20 protein-coding genes and 1 tRNA gene are annotated in these 19,307 nt (G+C 72.1%); 11 read left to right on the top strand and 10 right to left on the bottom strand.

From position 1 onward, the window contains the following. Nucleotides 1-531, top strand: coding sequence for an Lrp/AsnC family transcriptional regulator (locus tag OG946_RS18035; protein ID WP_125935953.1), 531 nt, complete (start codon nt 1-3; stop codon nt 529-531). Nucleotides 532-603: 72 nt separating this feature from the next. Here the strand turns inward: OG946_RS18035 and OG946_RS18030 are convergent, their stop codons facing one another. Continuing rightward, nucleotides 604-1,218, bottom strand: coding sequence for a TetR/AcrR family transcriptional regulator (locus tag OG946_RS18030; RefSeq protein WP_047016838.1), 615 nt, complete (start codon nt 1,216-1,218; stop codon nt 604-606). A gap of 92 nt (nt 1,219-1,310) precedes the next feature. On the opposite strand from OG946_RS18030, the gene paaN reads away from it, so the two are divergent. Continuing rightward, nucleotides 1,311-2,993, top strand: coding sequence for a phenylacetic acid degradation protein PaaN (gene paaN, locus OG946_RS18025; protein WP_326797094.1), 1,683 nt, complete (start codon nt 1,311-1,313; stop codon nt 2,991-2,993). 79 nt (nt 2,994-3,072) lie between these two features. Here paaN and OG946_RS18020 read toward each other — a convergent pair whose 3' ends face one another. Genes OG946_RS18020 through OG946_RS18010 form a run of 3 tightly spaced genes read right to left on the bottom strand, consistent with a single transcriptional unit; the run spans nt 3,073 to nt 6,056 of the window. Further along, on the bottom strand, nt 3,073-3,849 hold the full coding sequence (locus OG946_RS18020) for a TrmH family RNA methyltransferase (RefSeq protein WP_326797093.1): 777 nt from the start codon (nt 3,847-3,849) through the stop codon (nt 3,073-3,075). 51 nt (nt 3,850-3,900) lie between these two features. Beyond that, nucleotides 3,901-5,274, bottom strand: coding sequence for an HTTM domain-containing protein (locus OG946_RS18015; protein WP_326797092.1), 1,374 nt, complete (start codon nt 5,272-5,274; stop codon nt 3,901-3,903). Beyond that, the gene (locus tag OG946_RS18010; RefSeq protein ID WP_326797091.1) at nt 5,271-6,056 is read right to left on the bottom strand and encodes a DUF5819 family protein; all 786 of its coding nucleotides are present in this window, start codon (nt 6,054-6,056) and stop codon (nt 5,271-5,273) included. The genes OG946_RS18015 and OG946_RS18010 overlap by 4 nt, the downstream gene beginning before the upstream one ends. 163 nt (nt 6,057-6,219) lie before the next feature. Between OG946_RS18010 and paaA the strand changes: the two genes are divergently transcribed. From paaA to OG946_RS17985, 5 genes are read left to right on the top strand one after another with little or no spacing between them, the layout of a single operon-like run. Continuing rightward, on the top strand, nt 6,220-7,254 hold the full coding sequence (gene paaA / locus OG946_RS18005; protein ID WP_326797090.1) for a 1,2-phenylacetyl-CoA epoxidase subunit PaaA: 1,035 nt from the start codon (nt 6,220-6,222) through the stop codon (nt 7,252-7,254). Further along, nucleotides 7,251-7,631, top strand: coding sequence for a 1,2-phenylacetyl-CoA epoxidase subunit PaaB (gene paaB / locus OG946_RS18000; protein ID WP_326797089.1), 381 nt, complete (start codon nt 7,251-7,253; stop codon nt 7,629-7,631). Before paaA ends, paaB begins: the two co-directional genes overlap by 4 nt. After that, on the top strand, nt 7,628-8,392 hold the full coding sequence (gene paaC, locus OG946_RS17995) for a 1,2-phenylacetyl-CoA epoxidase subunit PaaC (RefSeq protein WP_326797088.1): 765 nt from the start codon (nt 7,628-7,630) through the stop codon (nt 8,390-8,392). The genes paaB and paaC overlap by 4 nt, the downstream gene beginning before the upstream one ends. Further along, entirely contained in the window at nt 8,386-8,949 is a 564-nt protein-coding gene (gene paaD / locus OG946_RS17990) for a 1,2-phenylacetyl-CoA epoxidase subunit PaaD (protein ID WP_326797087.1), read from the top strand. The genes paaC and paaD overlap by 7 nt, the downstream gene beginning before the upstream one ends. Then, nucleotides 8,946-10,043 carry a 2Fe-2S iron-sulfur cluster-binding protein gene (locus OG946_RS17985; protein WP_326797086.1) on the top strand — a complete coding sequence of 366 codons (1,098 nt, stop codon included), beginning with the start codon at nt 8,946-8,948 and terminating at the stop codon, nt 10,041-10,043. The genes paaD and OG946_RS17985 overlap by 4 nt, the downstream gene beginning before the upstream one ends. Before the next feature lie 52 nt (nt 10,044-10,095). Here OG946_RS17985 and OG946_RS17980 read toward each other — a convergent pair whose 3' ends face one another. The 5 genes from OG946_RS17980 to OG946_RS17960 all read right to left on the bottom strand — a co-directional run bounded on the left by OG946_RS17980 (nt 10,096) and on the right by OG946_RS17960 (nt 15,235). Further along, entirely contained in the window at nt 10,096-10,440 is a 345-nt protein-coding gene (locus OG946_RS17980; RefSeq protein ID WP_326797085.1) for a rhodanese-like domain-containing protein, read from the bottom strand. Between the two features lie 63 nt (nt 10,441-10,503). Further along, nucleotides 10,504-11,391: a hypothetical protein gene (locus OG946_RS17975; protein WP_326797084.1), complete on the bottom strand. Its 888-nt coding sequence runs from the start codon at nt 11,389-11,391 to the stop codon at nt 10,504-10,506. Nucleotides 11,392-11,619: 228 nt separating this feature from the next. Beyond that, the gene (locus OG946_RS17970) at nt 11,620-12,195 is read right to left on the bottom strand and encodes a TerD family protein (protein ID WP_047016828.1); all 576 of its coding nucleotides are present in this window, start codon (nt 12,193-12,195) and stop codon (nt 11,620-11,622) included. Nucleotides 12,196-12,721: 526 nt separating this feature from the next. Continuing rightward, nucleotides 12,722-13,909, bottom strand: coding sequence for a hypothetical protein (locus OG946_RS17965; protein WP_326797083.1), 1,188 nt, complete (start codon nt 13,907-13,909; stop codon nt 12,722-12,724). A gap of 1,029 nt (nt 13,910-14,938) precedes the next feature. Continuing rightward, nucleotides 14,939-15,235: a helix-turn-helix transcriptional regulator gene (locus OG946_RS17960; protein ID WP_326797082.1), complete on the bottom strand. Its 297-nt coding sequence runs from the start codon at nt 15,233-15,235 to the stop codon at nt 14,939-14,941. A 39-nt stretch (nt 15,236-15,274) separates the two neighbouring features. Between OG946_RS17960 and OG946_RS17955 the strand changes: the two genes are divergently transcribed. After that, entirely contained in the window at nt 15,275-15,745 is a 471-nt protein-coding gene (locus OG946_RS17955) for a hypothetical protein (RefSeq protein ID WP_326797081.1), read from the top strand. Between the two features lie 171 nt (nt 15,746-15,916). On the opposite strand, the gene OG946_RS17950 is transcribed toward OG946_RS17955, so the two are convergent. After that, nucleotides 15,917-16,000 (bottom strand) — tRNA-Leu (locus tag OG946_RS17950). Nucleotides 16,001-16,375: 375 nt separating this feature from the next. On the opposite strand from OG946_RS17950, the gene OG946_RS17945 reads away from it, so the two are divergent. The 3 genes from OG946_RS17945 to OG946_RS17935 are packed head-to-tail and all read left to right on the top strand — an operon-like array spanning nt 16,376 to nt 19,300. Then, complete coding sequence (locus OG946_RS17945; RefSeq protein WP_101423404.1) at nt 16,376-17,239, top strand: FhaA domain-containing protein; 864 nt, start codon at nt 16,376-16,378, stop codon at nt 17,237-17,239. Nucleotides 17,240-17,249: 10 nt separating this feature from the next. After that, on the top strand, nt 17,250-17,756 hold the full coding sequence (locus tag OG946_RS17940) for an FHA domain-containing protein FhaB/FipA (RefSeq protein ID WP_027752962.1): 507 nt from the start codon (nt 17,250-17,252) through the stop codon (nt 17,754-17,756). Between the two features lie 26 nt (nt 17,757-17,782). Continuing rightward, nucleotides 17,783-19,300, top strand: coding sequence for a PP2C family protein-serine/threonine phosphatase (locus tag OG946_RS17935; RefSeq protein WP_326797080.1), 1,518 nt, complete (start codon nt 17,783-17,785; stop codon nt 19,298-19,300). The last annotated feature ends 7 nt before the right edge of the window (nt 19,301-19,307 follow it).

Below are 19,307 nucleotides of genomic sequence, written 5' to 3'. Positions count from 1 at the left end.
ATGGCGGAAGAACAGTTGGCAGACGACACCCCGGACCTGCCCGCCCCCGCCCCCGCGGTGCCCGCGCCGCGCCCGCCGGCCCGCCGCCTGGACTCCGTCGACCGCGAGATCGTCCGCATTCTGCGCGCCGACGGCCGCGCCTCCGTACGCTCCGTGGCCGAGCAGGTCCACGTCTCCCGCGCCAACGCCTACGCCCGGATCAACCGCCTCATCGACGACGGCGTGATCCGCGGCTTCGCCGCCCGTATCGACCAGGAGCGGGCGGGGCAGGGGACGTCCGCGTACATCACGCTGAAGATCGTCCAGAACACCTGGCGCACCGCCCGCCGCCAGCTCGAACAACTGCCGGGCGCTGCGCACATCGCGCTCGTCGGCGGGGACTTCGACGTGCTGCTGCTGGTGCATACGGAGGACAACCGCGCGCTGCGCGACCTGGTGCTGACCCGGATCCAGTCGATCCCGGAGGTGCTGTCGACGCGCACGCTGCTGGTCTTCGAGGAGACGGACGTGCAGAACGACCTGCTGAGCTGAGTACGCACCCGGGGCCCGCCCGCGCGGGTCGGGCATACCCCCCGGGGCGCCGTACCGCCGGGCCGCCCGCCGTCAGGTCCGCAGGCCCGCGAAGGCCAGCGTCACCACGGCCGCCGTGACCTCGGCGTCGTCGTGGGCGTTGCCCGCGCGGGGGCGGTACCACTCCGCGATCGAGTTGATCATGCCGAAGAGCAGCCGCGTGGCCAGCCGGACGTCGACGTCGGCGCGCAGGTCGCCGTCCGCCACCGCCTCCTTGAGCAGCGCCGCCACCCGGGCGTCGAACTCGCGCCGGCGCTCCATCGCCCAGCGCTCCGTCTCGGTGTTGCCGCGCACGCGCAGCAGCAGCGTCACGTACGGCAGCTCCGCCATCAGCACCGCGGTCGTACCCCGGGCGACGGCCTCCAGCCGGTCCACGGCCCGGCCGGTGCGCGCGGCGGGCTCGTCGAGGACGCCGAAGAGGCCGTCGAGCGCCCGGCTGACCGCCCGGTGCAGCAGCTCTTCCTTGCCGCGCACGTGGTGGTATATCGAGGACTTGGAGATGCCCGCGGCGCGCGAGAGGTGTTCCATCGAGGTCCCGTCGTACCCCCGCTCCAGGAAGACCTCGACGGCCACGGCGAGCAGCGTCTCGGGGGTGTACGTGTCCCGTTTCGCGCCGCTCTGCGCGCCTGTCCGCCTGCTCTCGGCCACTTATCCACAGCCTCTCTTGCCCCGACCGATCATTCGGTTACTCTAGCCGCGAAGCCCGATTTCCGCCCAGCTCGACGAGGAGTTGGTTCCGCATGCCCGCCCCCCTCACGCCCGACGCGCTCGCCGAGAAGCACCGCCCGATCCTGGACCAGGCGCTGGACGCGATCCGCACCCGCGCCTTCTGGTCGCCGCACCCCGAGCACCCGAAGGCGTACGGCGAGAGCGCCCCCGCGGACGGCCAGGCGGCCTTCGAGGCGCTGCGCGGCACCCGCGTCGACCTCGGCCAGCCCGGCACGGACGGCTGGGCGGGGGAGGAGGTCTCGCCGTTCGGGCTGGAGCTGGGGACCACGTATCCGCACGCGGACCCGGACGTGCTGCTGCCCGCGATGCGGGCGGCGACGGGGGCGTGGCGGGAGGCAGGACCCGAGCTGCGCGCGCTGGTGTGCCTGGAGATCCTGGCCCGGATCAGCGCCCGCACCCACGAGTTCGCGCATGCGGTGATGCACACGTCGGGCCAGGCGTTCATGATGGCGTTCCAGGCCGGCGGGCCGCACGCGCAGGACCGCGGCCTGGAGGCCGTCGCGTACGCCTACGCGGAGCAGAGCCGCACGCCGCTGGTCGCCGAGTGGTCCAAGCCGCAGGGCAAGCGGGACCCGCTGCACCTGCGCAAGACGTTCACGGCCGTGCCGCGCGGCGTCGCGCTGCTCATCGGGTGCCACACGTTCCCGACGTGGAACGGCTATCCCGGCCTCTTCGCCTCCCTGGCCACGGGGAACGCGGTGCTGGTCAAGCCGCACCCGCGGGCCGTGCTGCCGCTGGCGCTGACGGTGCAGGTCGCCCGCGAGGTGCTGACGGACGCCGGCTTCGACCCGAACCTGGTGTGCCTGACCGCCGAGCGGGACGGCGAGGGCGTGGCCAAGTCGCTGGCGCTGCGCCCCGAGATCAGGATCGTGGACTACACCGGCTCGTCCGCCTTCGGCGAGTGGCTGGAGGAGAACGCCCGCCAGGCGCAGGTCTACACGGAGAAGGCCGGGGTCAACACGGTCGTGGTCGACTCCACCGACGACTACCGCGGCATGCTCGCCAACCTCGCCTTCTCCCTCTCGCTGTACAGCGGCCAGATGTGCACCACCCCGCAGAACCTGCTGATCCCCCGCGACGGCATCGACACCGACCAGGGCCACAAGTCGTATGACGAGGTGGTCACCGGCCTCGCCACCGCGGTCGACAAGCTCCTCGGCGACGACGAGCGGGCGGCGGCGCTGCTCGGCGCGATCGTCAACCCGGGGGTCCAGGAGCGGCTGGCGGCGGCCCCGGGACTCGGCGAAGTCGCCCTGGCCACCCGGGCGGTGGTCCACCCGGAGTTCCCCGGCGCCACGGTGCGTACGCCGGTGATCGTCAAGCTCGACGGCGCGAAGCCGGAGGCCGAGGCGGCGTATCTGGAGGAGTGCTTCGGCCCGGTGTCGTTCGCGGTCGCGGTCGACTCGACGGGGGACGCGGTCGAGTTGCTGCGGCGCACGATCCGCGAGAAGGGCGCCATGACGGTCGGGGCGTACACGACGTCGACGGAGGTGGAGCGGCAGATCGAGGAGGCGTGCCTGGAGGAGCCGGCGCAGTTGTCCTTCAACCTCACCGGCGGGGTGTACGTGAACCAGACCGCGGCCTTCTCCGACTTCCACGGCTCGGGCGGCAACCCGGCGGCGAACGCGGCGCTGACGGACGGCGCGTTCGTGGCGAACCGCTTCCGGATGGTGGAGGTCCGCCGCCCCGCGTAGCGCCGCCCGCGGTCAGTCGATGGCCGGGCCGCTCCGCAGTCCGCGCCCAACGCCCGGCCGCGGCCTCGCGGCGGGACGCCTAGCGGTGGGCCGGGGTGTCCGGGCCCTCGGTCTGGGACCAGTGGTAGAGGGTCATGGCGACGCTGGTGGCCAGGTTGTAGCTGGAGACCTGCGGGCGCATCGGGAGCGAGACGAGCCGGTCCGCGTGCGTGCGCAGGGCCGGGGAGATGCCGTGCCGTTCGGAGCCGAAGGCGAGGAGCACGCCGGGCGGCAGGCGCAGGGTGCGCAGGTCGTCGCCGGCGGGGTCGAGGGCGTAGAGCGGGCCGGGGGCGGCGTCGGGGAGGTCGCCGAGCGGGAGGCGGGCGACGGCGGTGGCGTAGTGCAGCCCGGCGGCGCCGCGGACGGCGTTGGGGTGCCAGGGGTCGGCGTCGCCGGTGGTGACGACGCCGGCGGCGCCCATGCCGGCGGCGAGGCGGACGACGGCGCCGACGTTGCCGAGGTTGCGCGGATTGTCGAGGACGACGACCGGCGCGGAGCGGGGCGCGCGCAGCGCGGCGCGGACGGCGGCCGGTTCCGGCCGGTCGGCCAGCGCGGCGACGCCGGTGGGGTGCCGCCGGGGCACCAGCTCGCGCAGTTCCCGGTCGGGCACCTCGGCGAGCAGGGCGTCGAGGCGGTCGGCGAGGTCGGGGGCCAGTTCGCCGGCGAGCGCGCGGGCGTCGGCGCGGGAGGCGGTGACGGCGATCCGGACGCGGGCGCCGAAGCGCAGGGCGTGCTTGAGGGCGTGGAAGCCGTCGAGCAGTACGGCACGGTCGTCCGCGACGGCCTCGCGCCACTCCCGTACGACCTCCGCGCTCATGCGCCGAGCCTACGCGTCGCGGCCCGCGGCCCGTCCGCGACCTCAGGCCCCTCAGGCCCCGCGGACGTCGGCGGGTGCCTCCGGGGAGTCCGCCTGGGCCGGGATCGCCGGGTCGGGATCCTCGGCCGCCGGCTGCCGCGGTGGGTGCTCGTCCGGCGGGGCCGTGCCCGGCAGCCTGCCGAGGAGCAGGTTCTTCAGCCCCGTGACCTTGGCACCCGCCCACACCAGGGCGATCGTCGGCAGGAACACCAGATCCGCCGAGATCATCGCCGCCGAGAAGAACGGCAGCCCCATGATCACGGCGATCGACGCGTGGTCGATGATCATGACGGTCAGCAGCACGTTCTTCAGCCGCCGGTTGAAGAGCGTGAACGGGAAGGCGACCTGCACGATGACCGTGCCGTAGCCGAGCAGCATGATCACGGTCCCGTTGCTCGCCATCATGTCCGCGAGCCCCGGCCAGGGCGTGAAGTAGTCCAGCTTGAGCGGGTAGTAGACGGCGGTGCCGTCCTGCCAGCGGGTGCCCTGGACCTTGTACCAGCCGGCGGTCGCGTAGATGTAGCAGACCTGGGCCATGATCACGAGCAGCCCGGCGTTGTGCGCGAGGTTCGCCAGCACGTCGCAGACCGTCCGCGGCTCGGCGGACCCGGCGCGCTGCGCCGCCCACCACACCGCGTGCGCGACCCACAGACCCCAGAAGATCAGCGCCCAGCCCCAGGTCAGTTGCCCCAGCACGGTCGCGGCGGCCAGCGCGGCGCCGGTCACCGCCCAGAGCACCGTCCCGACCCGGTCCTGCGCGGGAGCGGCCGTACCCAGCGCCGCCTGCCGCCGTGCCCGCCGCGCGTCGAGCGACCACACCTGGCCGCAGCGCGTGACCACCAGGTACGTGGCCATGAGGTGGATGACGTTGTCGCCGCCGTCGCCCATGAAGATGCTGCGGTTCTGGAGCGACAGCACGCCGACCATGAAGAGCACGGACGCCGTCCGCGTCCGCCACCCCAGCAGCAGCATCACGCTGGCGACGATGGCGAGCAGGTAGACGATCTCGAACCAGAACTCGCTGCGCGTCCACATCAGCAGCGTGAACGCGTCGGTCTGGCTGATCAGCCGCTTGCCGAGGTCGTAGCTCCACGGCCCGTCGGGACCGTACAGCTCGTGCCGGTGCGGCAGTTCGCGCAGCAGGAAGCAGAGCCAGGTGAACGCGAAGCCGATGCGCACGACGGCCGTCTGATACGGGCCGAGCGCCCGCGTCGTGACGTGGCCGAGGCCGCGGGTGAGGGCGTCCTCGAAGCGCCGGCGCAGCTCACTCGCCGAGGGCACCTTCGGGGGCGTGGGCGGTCCGCCGGGCGCGGGGGGCGTGTGCGGGGGCACGGCGGGCGGGGGAGGCGCCGGGGGCGTGGGGGGTGTGTGCGGTGCCGAGGTCACTGGGCGGTCTCCTCCCACACCTCACGGTCGCTCTCCATCAGGTCCTCCCCCGTGACGATCCACCACGGCAGCTCCCGGTAGACCGGCGCGGTGTCCCACTGCTCGCTGCTCCACGGCGGCGGCGCGATCCGGCGGCTGGTCTGCCGGAGCTGGATCTTCTCGACCCGGCCCTCGTTCAGCACCGGGCCCAGGCGCCGCATCACGATGCGCTTGACGTAGTCCTCGGCGAGGTCGGCCCGGTCGGAGATGGCGCGGTTGTCCTCGTCGTGGGTGTCGGTCCAGTAGTCCCAGCCGCGGCGCAGTTCGTTCTGCACGGTGTGGCTGGGGGCCGGGTTGCCCTCGATGTTCTCGTGGTCCATGGCGGTGAGGTCGACCCAGCCGGTCTCCTCGGTGTCGCCGCCGGGCATCCGCAACTGGGCGCGTACCTCGACATGGATGTTGGTCTGCAGCGGGTTGGGCGCGAAGAGCCGCCAGTTCTGCTCGAACTCGGGGAAGACGATGCGGTCGATCGTCTCGTCGTGCTTCTTGCTGAGCGTGTTGGCCGGGGCGACGTGCAGGAAGCCGGCGCCCAGGTGCACGGTGACGACGCCGGCCAGCACGGCGATCGCCAGGGCGACGATGATCCGCGAGAGCGGCGACAGCCCGGCGATGCCGAGCACCGGCCGCGGCGCCGCCGCCGGCTCGCCCTCCGCGGGCTCCGCCGGTGCCGCTGCTTCCGCCCCCGTGACGCCCCCGTCGCCGGGTATGCCGGCGCGGCTCTCGTCCGGCTGGCGCGATTCCATAACCCCCGGGCTCCCGTCTCCTCCGGTCCTTAGGACCGGCACGCTACCCACCCCGACCGCCTCCGCGCAGCGTGCGGGGGCAGAAACCGACCTTGACAGGGTAAGGCCGGGCAAGGAGCATAGAACCGAACGATCGGTCGGTAGGGAGGGCACGGGAGCCGAGATGCCGGAGACGATCACCGAAAGAGGCCGCGGGCCGGGAGCCGAGCCGGATCCCCGATCCCGTACGGGCACGGGGGCGGCGGAAGCCGCGCCGCAGGCCACCGCCGCGTTCGAGGCGAAGATCGCCGCGGACGAGCGCATCGAGCCGCGCGACTGGATGCCCGATGCCTACCGTGCGACGCTCGTGCGCCAGATCGCCCAGCACGCGCACTCCGAGATCATCGGCATGCAGCCGGAGGCGAACTGGCTGACGCGCGCCCCCTCCCTGCGCCGCAAGGCGATCCTGCTCGCCAAGGTGCAGGACGAGGCGGGCCACGGCCTGTATCTCTACAGCGCCGCCGAGACCCTGGGCACCGGCCGGGACGAGCTGCTGGACAAGCTGCACGCCGGCCGCCAGAAGTACTCCTCGATCTTCAACTACCCCACGCTCACCTGGGCCGACGTCGGCGCCATCGGCTGGCTCGTGGACGGCGCCGCGATCATCAACCAGGTGCCGCTGTGCCGCTGCTCCTACGGCCCGTACGCGCGCGCGATGGTCCGCATCTGCAAGGAGGAGTCCTTCCACCAGCGCCAGGGGTACGAGCTGCTGCACACCCTCGCGCACGGCACCCCCGAGCAGCACGCGATGGCGCAGGACGCCGTCGACCGCTGGTGGTGGCCCTCGCTGATGATGTTCGGCCCGCCCGACGACGAGTCGGCGCACTCGGCGCAGTCCATGGCCTGGAAGATCAAGCGCCACTCGAACGACGAGCTGCGCCAGCGCTTCGTCGACATCTGCGTCCCGCAGGCCGAGATCCTGGGCCTCACGCTCCCGGACCCGGACCTGCGGTGGAACGAGGAGCGGGGGCAGCACGACTTCGGGCCCATCGACTGGACGGAGTTCAAGGAAGTCCTCCGGGGGAACGGGCCGTGCAACGAGCAGCGGATAGGCCGCAGGCGCCAGGCGCACGAGGACGGCGCGTGGGTGCGCGACGCCGCCGCGGCGTACGCCGCGAAGCAGGCGCGCGCCGCGGAGTCCGCGGAGGCGGCGGCATGACCGCGCCGGCCGCCGGTGGCGGTACGGAGCCGGGCGCGGGCCCGGGTCGTACGGGCGCGGAGGCGGGCCCCGGGGCCGACGCCGCAGAGGCGGCGGCAGGGGACTGGCCGCTGTGGGAGGTGTTCGTACGCAGCAGGCGCGGCCTGTCGCACGTGCACGCCGGCTCGCTGCACGCCCCGGACGCCGCGATGGCCCTGCGCAACGCGCGCGATCTCTACACCCGCCGCCAGGAGGGCGTCTCGGTGTGGGTCGTGCCGTCCGCGGCGGTCACGGCCTCCTCGCCCGACGAGAAGGACCCGTTCTTCGCCCCCGCCGCCGACAAGCCGTACCGGCACCCCACGTTCTACGAGCTGCCGGAGGGGGTGCGGAACCTGTGAGCACCGCCCAGGATCCGGCCACCGCCGACCCGGCGCCCCTCGACCCCGCTGCCGCCGCGGGTGCGCTGGCGCTGGGGGACGACGCGCTCGTGCTGTCCCACCGGCTCGCCGAGTGGACCGGCCACGCGCCGGTCCTGGAGGAGGAGGTCGCCCTCGCGAACATCGCGCTCGACCTGCTCGGCCAGGCGCGCACGCTGCTCTCCCTCGTCGGCGACGAGGACGAGCTGGCCTTCCTCCGCGAGGAACGCGCCTTTCGCAACGTGCAGTTGGTCGAGCAGCCGAACGGCGACTTCGCGCACACGATCGCCCGCCAGTTGTACTTCTCCGTCTACCAGGAGCTGCTCTACGGGCAGTTGGCCGCCGGCGGTGAGCTGTCGCCCCTGGCGCCGCTCGCGGCGAAGGCGGTCAAGGAGGTCGCGTACCACCGCGACCACGCCGAGCAGTGGACCCTGCGCCTCGGCGAGGGCACGGAGACCTCGCACGCCCGGATGCGGGCGGGCCTCGACGCGCTCTGGCGGTACACGGGCGAGCTGTTCAGGCCCGTCGAGGGGCTGGCGGTGGACTGGGCCGGGCTGGAGGCGGCGTGGCTGGCCACCGTGGGCGGCGTGCTGGAGCGCGCCGCACTCGCGCTGCCCGAGGGCCCGCGCGGCACCGGCTGGTCGGCCGGGGCCGGGCGCGAGGGCGTGCACACGGAGCCGTTCGGCCTGATGCTCGCGGAGATGCAGCATCTGCACCGCAGCCACCCGGGAGCGTCATGGTGACGGACACCCCGCGGGACACCCCGCTGGAGGAGCGGCTGCGGGAGCTGGCCGGCAGCGTGCCGGACCCGGAGCTGCCCATGCTGACGCTCGCGGAGCTGGGCGTGGTCCGCCGGGTGCGCAGGACCGGGGCGGCGGCGGTGGAGGTGGAGCTGACGCCGACGTACACGGGCTGCCCGGCCGTGGAGTCCATGGCCGAGGACATCGAGCAGGTGCTGCGCGAGCGCGGCGGGATGGCGGAGGTACGGGTACGGCGGGTGCTGGCGCCGCCGTGGACGACGGACGACATCACGCCGGAGGGCCGCCGCAAGCTCGCCGAGTCGGGCATCGCCCCACCCCGTACGACGCGCCCCGCCGGGCCGGTCCCGGTCACGCTGAGGCCCCGCCGCGGCCCGGCGCCGCGGCCCGCCGCCCCCGCCGCGGGGGAGCCCCTGCGCTGTCCCCACTGCGGCTCCGCCGAGACCGAGTTGCTGTCGCCGTTCTCCTCCACCGCGTGCAAGGCGCTCCGCCGCTGCACCGCCTGCCTGGAGCCCTTCGACCACTTCAAGGAGCTGACGTGACCTCCGCCGCCGCACCCCGGGGGCACGCCGTCTTCCACGACCTCAAGGTCGCCGACATCCGCCGTCTCACGGACGACGCCGTCGCCGTGACCTTCGCCGTGCCGCCCGAGCTGCGCGCCGCGTACGGCTTCCGGGCCGGGCAGCACGTCGCCCTGCGGATCCCCACCGGCACCGAAGGCGGCGCCAGCGACCGGCGGACGTACTCGATCTGCTCCCCCGAGGACCCCGGGCCCGCCGAGCTGACCGTCGGCGTCCGCGAGGTCGCCGACGGCGCCTGCTCGCCGTACGTCAACCGGCGGCTCGCGCCGGGGGAGACCCTGCCCGTGCTCACCCCCGCGGGCCGCTTCGGGCTGCGCGGCGCCCCCGTCCCCGGCGGGCGCTACGGCGCGGTGGTCGGCGGCAGCGGCATCACACCCGTGCTCTCGATCGCCGCGACCCTCCTCGGGCGCGACCCGCGGGCCCGCTTCTGCCTCGTCCGCAGCGACCGGTCGACCGACTCCGTAATGTTCCTGGAGGAGGTCGCGGACCTCAAGGACCGCTATCCCGACCGGCTCCAGATCGTGCAGTCGCTCAGCCGCGAGGAGCAACAGGCCGGGCTGCCCGCCGGGCGGCTGGACGCGGCGCGGCTGGCGGAGCTGCTGCCCGCGCTGCTGCCGGTGGCGGACGTCGCGGGCTGGTTCCTGTGCGGGCCCTTCGGGCTGATCCAGCAGGCGGAGCGCGGGCTGCGCAGCCTCGGCGTGCCCCGCCGCCGGATCCACGAGGAGATCTTCCACGTCGACGACGCCCCGGCCCCCGAGCCCGCGGGCGCCGCGCCCGAGCACAGCACGCTGACCGCCACCCTCGCGGGCCGCTCCGGCAGTTGGCCGCTGCGGCCGGGCGAGAAGCTGCTCGACGCGGTGCTACGGGCCCGCCCGGACGCCCCGTACGCCTGCAAGGGCGGCGTCTGCGGTACGTGCCGGGCGTTCCTGGTCCGCGGCGAGGTCCGGATGGACCGCAGCTACGCGCTGGAGCCGGACGAACTGGCCGCCGGCTACGTGCTGGCCTGTCAGTCGCACCCGGTGACCGAGCAGGTGGAGCTGGACTTCGACCGCTGACCGGCACGGGCCGTGACCGCGGCCGTGGTCGCGACCGCAGCCGCAGGCCGCGTCAGAGCACGTGCCCCGCGGCGCCCTTGTCGTCCACGACCGGCCGCCCGGCGGCGGCCCACGCCTCCATGCCCCCGGCGACGTTGACGGCGTCCATCCCCTGCTGCACGAGGTACATCGCCACCTGCGCCGAGCGCCCGCCGGAGCGGCAGATCACGTTGATCCGGCCGTCCTGCGGCGCCGCCTCGGTCACCTCGCCGTAGCGCGCGGCGAACTGGCTCATCGGGACATGCAGGGCGCCCTCGGCGTGACCGGCCTGCCACTCGTCGTCCTCGCGGATGTCCAGGAGGAAGGCGGTCTCCGTCAGCTCGTCGATGCCGACCGTGGGTACGTGACCAAAGCTCATGCTCCGACGCTACCGGACCGCCGCCCGTGGCCGTCCCGGCTCCGTCCCGCTCCCGGCCCCGGCTCAGCCGCGGGCCAGCTCCGCGAGCGCCGCTTCCTTCTCCGACACCCGCGCCAGCAGCTCCTCGGCGATCTCCTCCAGCAGCCGGTCCGGGTCGTCGGGCGCCAGCTTCAGCATCTGGCCGATCGCGCCCTCCTCCAACTGCTTCGCGACCGACACCAGCAGTTCCTTGCGCTGCGCCAGCCACTCCAGCCGCGCGTACAGCTCCTCGGCCCGGCTGCGCCTGGGCTCCTCGGGCGCGGGCCCGGCCTGCCACTCCGCCTTGAGCGCGGTCAGCGCCTCGACGTCCCCGGAGGCGTACGCGGTGTTCACCCGGGCGATGAACGCGCTGCGCCGGTCCGACTCGTGCTCGTCCTGGGCGAGGTCGGGGTGCGCCATGCGGGCCAGCTCGCGGTAGAGCCGGCGGGCCTCCTCGCTGGGCCGCACCCGCGGCGGCGGCGACACCGGCCGGCCGGTGAGCATGTCGGCGGCCTCCGGCGAGAGCCCGTCGGAGTCGAGCCAGCCGCCGAACAGCTCCTCGACGCCGGGCATCGGCATCACCAGCGCCCGCGCCTCGTCGGCCCGGCGCTTGTCCTCCGGGTCGCCGGTCCGCTCGGCCTTGGCCTCGGCGATGAGGGCGTCCAGCTCGTCGAGGCGGCTGTACATGGGGCCGAGGCGCTGGTGGTGCAGCCGGGAGAAGTTGTCGACCTCGATACGGAACGTCTCGACGGCCACCTCGAACTCGATGAGGGCCTGCTCCGCCGCCCGTACGGCGCGCTCCAGCCGCTCGGCGCCGGTGTCCTCTCCGCCGTCCGCGTCCTCGGCGTGCTCACCACCGCTTGCTGTCCCGTCGGCGCGCGCGTGCTCGTCGTCGGGGGGCGTCTGCTCGTCGGGCTCCGCGGGTTCCGTCACCCCGCCAGCGTACGGGGTGGGCCTTGGGGCAGGACGGCCAGTTCCGCGAGGTGTGGCCCGCCGCATACGGCCCCGCCCCGCCCCCCGCCGCGGTCCGGCCCCGGAAACGGCGAGACCGGCGACGGCTCTGCCGTCGCCGGTCCGCTGATCGGGCAGGGCGGGAAGACCGCGGGCCCGGGGGTCCGCGGATCCACCGCCTCAAGAGCCGTTACCGGCTCGGACGTTGACTCAGACGTTGACGCCGAAGTCCTGCGCGATGCCGCGCAGCCCCGAGGCATAGCCCTGGCCCACGGCGCGGAACTTCCACTCGGCCCCGTTGCGGTACAGCTCGCCGAAGACCATGGCGGTCTCGGTCGAGGCGTCCTCGCTGAGGTCGTAGCGGGCGATCTCGTTGTTGTCGGCCTGGTTGACGACGCGGATGAACGCGTTGCGCACCTGGCCGAAGCTCTGCTGGCGGCTCTCGGCCTCGTAGATCGACACCGGGAAGCTGATCTTCTCGATCTCGGCGGGCACGCCCGCGAGGTTCACCTTCACCTGCTCGTCGTCACCCTCGCCCTCACCGGTGAGGTTGTCACCGGTGTGCTCGACGGAGCCGTCGGGGCTCTTGAGGTTGTTGAAGAAGATGAAGTGCTGGTCCGAGAGGACCTTCCCGTCGGCGCCGAGCAGCAGCGCACTGGCGTCGAGGTCGAAGTCCGAGCCGGTGGTGGTACGCACGTCCCAGCCGAGGCCGACGACGACGGCCGTGAGCCCCGGCGCCTCCTTCGTCAGCGAGACGTTTCCACCCTTAGCGAGGCTGACACCCATGACTTACCCTGCCCCAATCCGGCGCGGGCCGCGCCGCTTGACGAACATTGCTGGGCCCGGCTGACCGCGGCACCCATCGGTGCAACGAGCACCCCGGGACCCCGGTTCCCGCCAGCGTACGGCGACGAATCGGACCTCGTGCCCTCGGTGTCTACCACCTTCGCCGATCGCCCCGGAACCCCCCGGGCGGCGCGTTACGCCGTCCGGGCGTTTCACGTGAAACCAGACCCGGGCCGCCCCGCGGCGGCCCGACGCTCCCCTCAACCGTTTCACACATCGCCGACCGGCGCCGTCCTGCGGGGAAAGAGCGCCGGCGCATCCGGGCCCCTCGGCCGGCCGCACCCACGAAGAGCGCGGGGCGCGGGGCGCGGGGCGCGGGGCGCACAACAAAACGACGGAAGGCTCCCCGCACCGGTGACTTGCGTCACCCGGGCCGGGCGCACCTTCCGTCGATCTTTCTATGTCCATGCCGGACGGGGGGCGCCGGCATCACCGCGGCCCGCACCCACCGGATCGTTCGAGTCGCCTATTTTCGCGCTGGTCGCTTCCCCTGCTGGCTGGCGGGCGGGGGGTTCCCAGTGGGTCGAGTCGCGCTGGATTCGCCTGGCTCCTCGTGGTGGCCGTGGTGGGGGTAGGGCCCGGGCAGGTGGGTGGTGGCCGGGCCGGTGGTGAGCGGGTTTCCCGGGCCCTCGGGCATGGTGGGGAATGCGGCCTGTGTCTGGGCCCTGGCGCCGGACCGGTCTGCGAAGGACGGCGGATAGAGGGTAGGTGCCGTCGGCTGACCGCCGGGGTCAACGGCGAAATTCGCGTGTCTGAAGCGGAGCTGCAGGTTCCAGGCTTCTTGGTACCCGGCGTCGTCGACTCCTGCCCGGCTGAGGGCAGCAATGACGTTGGGGTCGCGGAGGTTGAGCCCCGGGTCGGCCAGGAACCCCGGCGGCCGCGATGTCCCCTGCCTGCCGCCCACCTGGTTCGATGGGTTCAGGTGCACCACGATCGCACCGAGTTCGGGCGACTGTTGGACGGTCTCCGGGTGGATGGCGATCCGCACCCCGTGGGGCAGGTCCGGCCAGTCCGGCCGGAGCTTCCAATATTCCCCATAGATCTGCGCAGCGGCGATCTCCGGCAGATACGAACCCTCCTGCCGCAGGTCCGACCCAGACTCACCAGGAAAAGCACGCACCTGAGCGGTATAACCGAAGCGAGTACACGCTTCTTTCAGCTTCTCCGGGTCCACTGAGGGAAACAAGCTCGGGCTCCCCAGCGCATCATTAATCCAAATATGCAGGGTCGCGGTGGTGTATTTCCTTTTCGGGTTTCCCTTGTCGCGGGCCCGGACGAAATCCCCTTTACTAAGGCCGGATGCGGCCCACGCATTTATTTCGCCCTCCCTCTCTTGCTGAGTGGCTAGACGGTCGCGTTCATGCACTGCTTGCAACTTATCCCAGTCCGCTGAAGAGAACCAATTCGGGTTCTCCATTGCCTCATTCACCCAGATCTTCAGGGTCTTGGCTGTGTATCGTCTTTCCGGGTTTCCGCCGTCACGCTGCATGACGAATTGACTTTTACTAAGGCCGGATGCAGCAAACGCATTTACTTCGCGCACCCGGTCTTCCTTGCTGAAAGGACGATGGCGATCACGGGCCGCTCGCAGCTTTTCCCGGCCTTCCCGGCCCAGGCCGGGATACTTGTCCGGGTCCTTCAGTGCGACGCTCACCCACCCGTTAAGGGAACTCTCCGCGAGTGTCTTGCCCTTTAGGTTCAGGGATTCGTGGAATTCCCCTTGGCGTCTCACGAACTCCGCTACCGGTAGTTCGGAATTTGCCCACGTTTTCAGAGCGTGCACAATTTCGCCTGGGAGCCATTCTTCTCGTGGCATGTGTTCTCCGTGGAGTTGGGGCCGGGCTGTGCGGGGTGTCCTGCTGGCCCTGGCGCCTCGTCGAGTATGGTCTTTCCGCTCCGGCGCCCGTTTGGCCGCGTTGCGGCACCGGCCACCTGCTCCACACCACGCAACCCGTAGTCGCCGGGTTCAATTCCGTACGCCGGCGGTGTCCGCGGCTTGACGTCCTCGATGCCGGTGACGGGCGTGTCCATCGACCGGGCGAATCTCTTTCATCCTGAGTAGTTGCAGGTCAGCAGGGCGTGGACGGCTTGGGTGGTCCGGCTGATGCGTCGCGGGCAGCGCAGAGGGGATGTCCGGGTGCGGGTGGTGGCGTGTGCGCCCGCGAGGGCGGGCAGCCCGCCTGCCGAACGGAAGCCGGAACCGCCGCCGCCATTGATGAGGATCCTCGCTCGGACCTGATGCCGATCCCCGGCAGGGATGTCAGGACCTATGTGGGGCACCGACGGAACCTGGTGACCAGGGCGAGTGGGTGTCTCCTGCGGTCTGGTTCCCGCGCTGAAGGTGATCGTTTCCCACTGTGGGGAGGTGGACAGGTGGTCAAGTCCGAGTGGCGCCGGCGACGTATTTTCATCGCACGCATGCCTATCAGGAGCCCTTTAGAGCGTAAAGCAGGGCGGCCGCCGCCGGTTTGTCGAGGACCGGCGGCGGCCTATGATCACGGTGACCGTCAACCTACCAAGTTCCGGGTTCTCCGTGTCGCGCTCATTCTAGCGCGCGCGCATGGGGTGTGGACTGCACTCCGGGGAATCCATCATCCCTTCGCTCGAAGGAAGTACGGAGCGTGTGCGTATTCATTTTCTGCTCGCCCGGGTCTGCGCGGCGGCCCGGGTGGATCGTGGCCGATCAGGGAGCCCGGCCGGGCCAGAGGTCGGTATCGAGGGCGAGTTCGAGGCTGGCGATGGTCAGCAGGTCGGGCCAGCCTGTGCCGGCGAGGACGTTGGCGATGGTCTGGCGGTTCAGGCCGGCGGCAGCCGCGAGCCGGTTCGCGGACAGTTCGCGGCGGTGCATTTCGGCGGCGAGGTGCCGGGCGAGGGTCTGGGCGACGCGGGCGCCGTGGTGGTCGGCGAGGTCCGCGTGAGGCCACTGCCCGGATCGGACGAAGCCGCGGGGGGATTGGGCACGGGCGTCCTTGGCGGTCACGGCGCTCAGTGTGGCGCACAAGTTGGCCGATCACCGGCGGTGGGGGGTGCGAGTTCACCAGCATGCGAGCCGAATAGCATCCTCCGACTACCGGTCGCCGACCCCGCCCCCACCCCTGCCGGACCGCACAAAATCTGCCACCAGCACAGCATCACCCTGCACCCCGAAGCCGGAGCCCAGCACCACCAGCACCTCGACTACGGCAGCCCCACCTGGCAGCAGACCTACTTCCGCCTACGCAACAGCGTCGAAGCCTTCAACGGCTTCGCCAAGGACACCGCCTACGAAGCCATCGAACAGCCCGGCCGGCGCCGCATCCGCGGCATCGCCGCCCAAAGCCTCCTCCTCGCCTTCCAACTCGCCCACGCCAACCAGCGCAAACTCACCCGCTGGCTCGACACCCTCCCCCGCCCAGGCCAGCGACCCAAACGCCGCACCACCCGAAGACGTGCCACCAAGCCGCTCGGCACCTGGACACCCACCGGACACACCACCGTCGCCACCAGCTAAGACACCAAGACCCGCCCCAAGCGAACACTTACCGCCAGGGCGGGCATACCCATGCCCAGCACCATCCGCCAGCCCCACCTCACAGCTCAGCGCACACAAAAACGACGGAAGGCGCCTCCCACCAGCGACTTACATCACTGATACGAGGCACCTTCCGTCGGTGCTTCTCTGTGCGCGAGGGGGGAGTTGAACCCCCACGTCCTTTCGGACACTGGAACCTGAATCCAGCGCGTCTGCCTATTCCGCCACCCGCGCAAAGGGTGTGCCGTGCGCGGCTGCAGGCCGCCCCGGCGTCGTGCTGACGTCAGGAAGACTAGCACGCGGTCCCGACCGGAATCACATCCGATTTGCCCGCACCGAGGCCGCCGGGGGCCGCTGGTGCGGGACACTGGGAGGAGCCGCCCGTACCATCCCAGGGGACGCCTGGGCGGACGGTGGTGGAGCAGGGCGGGACGGCCGGCTGGACGGCCGTCCCGACAGGTGCGAGACAGGTGTGAGAGAGGACACCAGGTACCGGCGGCGGGGACCGGGAACCAGTCCATTCCCCCGCGCGTGGATACGATCAGCGTGCAGTTTCGAGCAGCATGTTCGAGGGCCCGGCGGGAAGGCCCGTAGGAGAGGAGGTGCCCCGTGGGAGTACTCAAGCGCTTCGAGCAGCGTCTCGAGGGTCTCGTCAACGGCACCTTCGCCAAGGTGTTCAAGTCCGAGGTGCAGCCGGTGGAGATCGCCGGCGCCCTGCAGCGCGAGTGCGACAACAACGCCACGATCTGGAACCGTGAGCGCACCGTCGTGCCCAACGACTTCATCGTGGAGCTGAGCGCCCCCGACTACGACCGGCTCGCTCCCTACTCCGGCCAGCTCGGCGAGGAGCTGGCCGCCATGGTCCGCGACTACGCCCAGCAGCAGCGCTACACCTTCATGGGCCCCATAAAGGTGCACCTGGAGAAGGCCGAGGACCTCGACACGGGCCTCTACCGGATCCGCAGCCGCACCCTGGCAGGCAGCCACTCCCAGGCGCCCGCACGGGGCCGGCCCGGCGGTGCGCCCACCGCGCCGCCAGGACCCGCCAGCCCCGGCAGCTACGGCTCCCAGCCCAGCGACTACGCCGCCTACGGCCGGCCGCCGCAGCACCAGCCGCCGCCGATGCCCGCGGGCCCGCCGCCAGGACCGCCCGGCGGCGCCCCCGCCGGAGCCCCGCCCGGCGGCGCGCGCCGGCTGCGCCACTGGCTGGAGATCAACGGCGTACGCCACCAGATGACCAGGCAGTCGCTGGTCCTGGGGCGCAGCACGGAAGCCGACGTGCGGATCGACGACCCCGGCGTCTCCCGCCGGCACGCCGAGATCCGCACCTTCGACGGCGGCGCGATGGTGCAGGATCTCGGGTCCACGAACGGCATCGTGGTGGACGACCAGCACACCCAGCGCGCTACGCTCCGCGACGGCTCACGCATCCGCGTGGGCAACACCACCGTCCTCTACCGGCAAGAAGGGTGAAGCGGGGCCGATGTCAGAGCTGACCCTGACGGTCATGCGGCTGGGTTTCCTCGCCGTACTGTGGCTGTTCGTCATCGTCGCCGTACAGGTCATCCGCAGCGACCTGTTCGGCACCCGGGTCACCCGGCGGGCGGCGGCCGCCCAGGACCGGCCGCCCCCGCGGCCGCAGGCGCCGCCGCAGGACGCCAGGGGCGGCCGCGGCGGGCGCCGGGGGCAGCGCGGGGCCCCGACCAAACTCGTGGTCACCGAGGGGTCGCTCACCGGCACCACCGTCACCCTGCAGGGGCAGACCATCACCCTGGGACGGGCCCACGATTCGACAATCGTGCTGGACGACGACTACGCCTCCTCGCGGCATGCCAGGATCTATCCGGACCGTGACGGGCGCTGGATCGTGGAGGACCTCGGTTCCACCAACGGCACCTACCTCGACCGGACCCGGCTCACCTCGCCGGTGCCGATCCCGCCCGGCGCACCGATCCGGATCGGCAAGACCGTCATCGAGCTGCGGAAGTAGAAGACCATGACCGGAGGGCGGGCACCATGCGGATGTACCCGGAGCCGACCGGCGAGGTGCGCATGAGCCTCTCTCTGCGCTTCGCCGCCGGGTCGCACGAGGGCATGATCCGTGACCACAACGAGGACTCCGGCTACGCCGGTCCCCGGCTGCTCGCCATCGCCGACGGCATGGGCGGCCAGGCCGCCGGCGAGGTCGCCAGCTCCGAAGTCATCTCCGTCATGGTCGCCCTGGACGAGGACGTCCCGGGCTCGGACCTGCTCACCGCGCTCGGTACGACCGTGGAGCACGCCAACGACCGGCTGCGCCGCATGGTCGAGGAGGACCCGCGCCTGGAGGGCATGGGCACCACGCTCACGGCCCTGCTGTGGACGGGCCAGCGGCTGGGCCTCGTGCACGTCGGCGACTCCCGCGCGTACCTGCTGCGCGACGGTGCGCTGACGCAGATCACCAAGGACCACACCTGGGTGCAGCGGCTCGTCGACGAGAACCGCATCACCGAGGAGGAGGCGACCACCCACCCGCAGCGCTCGCTCCTCATGCGCGCGCTCGGCAGCGGCGACCAGGTCGAGCCCGACCTGTCCATCCGCGAGGTGCGCGCCGGCGACCGCTACCTGGTCTGCTCCGACGGCCTGTCGTCCGTGGTCAGTCACGAGACGATGGAGAACACCCTCGCCGGCTACGCCGGGCCGCAGGAGACGGTGCAGGAGCTGATCGAGCTCGCGCTGCGCGGCGGCGGCCCGGACAACATCACCGTCATCATCGCCGACGTCCTCGACGCCACGGACGACGACACCATGGCCGGCCGGCTCAACGACGCCCCCCTGGTCGTCGGCGCCGTCGCCGAGAACCAGCACCAGATCGACACCGCCGGCATGCAGACCCCGGCCGCCCGCGCCGCGGGCCTCGGCCGGCCCACGCCGCCGCAGGCCGGCGGCTTCGGCCCGGCCGGCGACGGCGGCGACCCGTACGGGCTGTCGTACAACGACGAGGACTTCGTCAAGGCCCCGCCCCGCTTCAAGTGGCTCAAGCGCGGGCTGCTGCTCGCCGTGGTCCTCGGCGGGCTGGGGTTCGGCGGCTACAAGGCGTACGACTGGACCCAGTCCCAGTACTACGTGGGCATGAAGGACGACCACGTCGCCGTGTACCAGGGCATCGACCAGAAGCTCGCCTGGATGAGCCTGTCCTCCGTCCACCAGGACCACCCGGACATCGAGCTCAAGTACCTCCCCACCTACCAGCAGAAGCGCGTCGAGGACAACATCGCCGAGGAGAGCCTCGGCGACGCCCGGGCGAAGGTGGCCGACCTCCAGGAGCAGGCCGACGTCTGCCGTACGGTCGCGGAGGCCAAGGCCGCCGACTCCCGCGCGCAGGAGGAGGAGCGGCGGCAGCAGGAGCAGGAGAAGCAGAACCCCGACAAGCAGGGCGACGCAGCGGACAAGGCCGGAGACAAGGCGGGGGACGAGAAGGCCGAGTCGCCGGCACCCGGAGCCTCGTTGACCGAGGAAGAGCAGAAACTGGCGAGGCAGTGCCCGAACCAATAACCCGTTG

The sequence above is a fragment of the Streptomyces sp. NBC_01808 genome (genome assembly GCF_035917395.1).
GTDB lineage: Bacteria > Actinomycetota > Actinomycetes > Streptomycetales > Streptomycetaceae > Streptomyces.
The sequence above is the reverse complement of the archived record's forward strand: the minus strand, read 5'-3'. Positions and strand labels throughout refer to the sequence as shown.

Excerpts from the sequence above, each read along its gene's own strand:
- paaB (WP_326797089.1), top strand. The coding sequence starts at position 7,251 with ATGACCGCGCCGGCCGCCGGTGGCGGTACGGAGCCGGGCGCGGGCCCG.
- OG946_RS17970 (WP_047016828.1), bottom strand. The coding sequence starts at position 12,195 with ATGGGTGTCAGCCTCGCTAAGGGTGGAAACGTCTCGCTGACGAAGGAG.
- OG946_RS17980 (WP_326797085.1), bottom strand. The coding sequence starts at position 10,440 with ATGAGCTTTGGTCACGTACCCACGGTCGGCATCGACGAGCTGACGGAG.
- paaD (WP_326797087.1), top strand. The coding sequence starts at position 8,386 with ATGGTGACGGACACCCCGCGGGACACCCCGCTGGAGGAGCGGCTGCGG.
- OG946_RS17935 (WP_326797080.1), top strand. The coding sequence starts at position 17,783 with ATGCGGATGTACCCGGAGCCGACCGGCGAGGTGCGCATGAGCCTCTCT.
- OG946_RS18010 (WP_326797091.1), bottom strand. The coding sequence starts at position 6,056 with ATGGAATCGCGCCAGCCGGACGAGAGCCGCGCCGGCATACCCGGCGAC.
- OG946_RS18020 (WP_326797093.1), bottom strand. The coding sequence starts at position 3,849 with ATGAGCGCGGAGGTCGTACGGGAGTGGCGCGAGGCCGTCGCGGACGAC.
- paaA (WP_326797090.1), top strand. The coding sequence starts at position 6,220 with ATGCCGGAGACGATCACCGAAAGAGGCCGCGGGCCGGGAGCCGAGCCG.
- paaN (WP_326797094.1), top strand. The coding sequence starts at position 1,311 with ATGCCCGCCCCCCTCACGCCCGACGCGCTCGCCGAGAAGCACCGCCCG.
- OG946_RS17940 (WP_027752962.1), top strand. The coding sequence starts at position 17,250 with ATGTCAGAGCTGACCCTGACGGTCATGCGGCTGGGTTTCCTCGCCGTA.
- OG946_RS18035 (WP_125935953.1), top strand. The coding sequence starts at position 1 with ATGGCGGAAGAACAGTTGGCAGACGACACCCCGGACCTGCCCGCCCCC.